Source organism: Bacteroides cellulosilyticus DSM 14838, from assembly GCF_000158035.1.
In the GTDB taxonomy this organism is placed as follows: Bacteria; Bacteroidota; Bacteroidia; order Bacteroidales; family Bacteroidaceae; genus Bacteroides; species Bacteroides cellulosilyticus.
The window spans coordinates 554893-555989 of record NZ_EQ973489.1 but is presented as its reverse complement, the minus strand read 5'-3'; the positions used below and the strand labels follow the sequence as shown (position 1 = coordinate 555989).

General features: G+C 45.4%; 2 protein-coding genes and 1 pseudogene. All 3 read right to left on the bottom strand.

Going from position 1 to position 1097, the window contains the following annotated elements; genetic code table 11:
• Positions 1-28: 28 nt before the first annotated feature.
• Positions 29-501 (bottom strand): annotated as a pseudogene (locus BACCELL_RS27250) (N-acetylmuramoyl-L-alanine amidase).
• A gap of 22 nt (positions 502-523) precedes the next feature.
• On the bottom strand, positions 524-631 hold the full coding sequence (locus BACCELL_RS26455; RefSeq protein WP_149950811.1) for a smalltalk protein: 108 nt from the start codon (positions 629-631) through the stop codon (positions 524-526).
• Positions 632-669: 38 nt separating this feature from the next.
• On the bottom strand, positions 670-1097 hold a 428-nt coding region (locus tag BACCELL_RS04830; RefSeq protein ID WP_007210460.1), incomplete at its 5' end, for an HU family DNA-binding protein.

The window sequence follows — 1097 nt, the reverse complement described above, 5'->3', positions numbered from 1 at the left end:
GGGCCACCGATTCGCATTATTAAAGGTATTATAGGTAAGCTGGATTCGAAGGAGGAGGTTCTTGCAGAATTGTAGCAGCATCAAAGCAGGGACATTCTTTGATCCATTCTTCAGGTTCGATCTCACCGTTATGGTTCAGATCCGGACTCAGATCACGGTGTCCCACTACCCTACTGCCTGGATATTCTTTCAGCAAAAGCATTACCAGGACACGCAGGGAATGTTTCTGAAAGGCAGTTCGAGTATCACAGGAATGACCATTTGCGTCCAACCCGCCTTCATAACAAACACCAATCGAGTGAGCATTTTAGCCACGGGTATGCGCACCGGATTTATCAACGGGACGGAGGCTCTTGATGCTTCCGTCCTTACGTATATAATAGTGATAGCCTGCACCGGAGCCCCCCGGCGCAGGTGATCTGTGATCAAGTCATATTCCGTATAGCAACGGTCAGCGCGGGTGGCGCTGCAATGAAGGACGATTAGATCAATCTTTCTCATAAGATATTAAATAAAGGTCACGTTAAATACACTTCATCGCCGTCATGGCATGAGCGCTCAAGGCACCCAGGACGGCAGAGGCAATAGCGATGGCAATCTTCAATACAGTATCCAAAGATAATTTTTTCATGATTATTATAGTTTAGGTTAGTTATTAATGCGAATCAGCTATCCCAGAGGATTTTCATTCAGGCCACCGTCACCACCGGAGTTGCCGCCGGAATTACCTCCATCCGATAATCCGCCTTCCTTATCTTCCAATTTCTCTAAGGCAAAGGTTACATTTGCCGGACCTCGCGTAGCAGCATGGCTATTGTTTACCAGTTTCAGCTCCTTATCCGGTACAAAACGGATATTCACCCGCTTGATATTCTTCACCGTACACTCTGCCGAAGTAGCTACTCCCGGACAACAGAATGTCATGTAAAACGTACTAAACTGATTCAGTTTCACCTTGTTTCCGTTAGCCAGATTTTCCTGAACCTCCTCTACAAGCGCTTCAATCACATGTTTCACATCTCCCTTCGTCATCGCACAGCTTTTCTGTATGTCGGTTAAACTGTTTTGCTTCATAATTAATAGTATTAAAAGAAAAA

Excerpts from the sequence above, each read along its gene's own strand:
- BACCELL_RS26455 (WP_149950811.1), bottom strand. The coding sequence starts at position 631 with ATGAAAAAATTATCTTTGGATACTGTATTGAAGATTGCCATCGCTATT.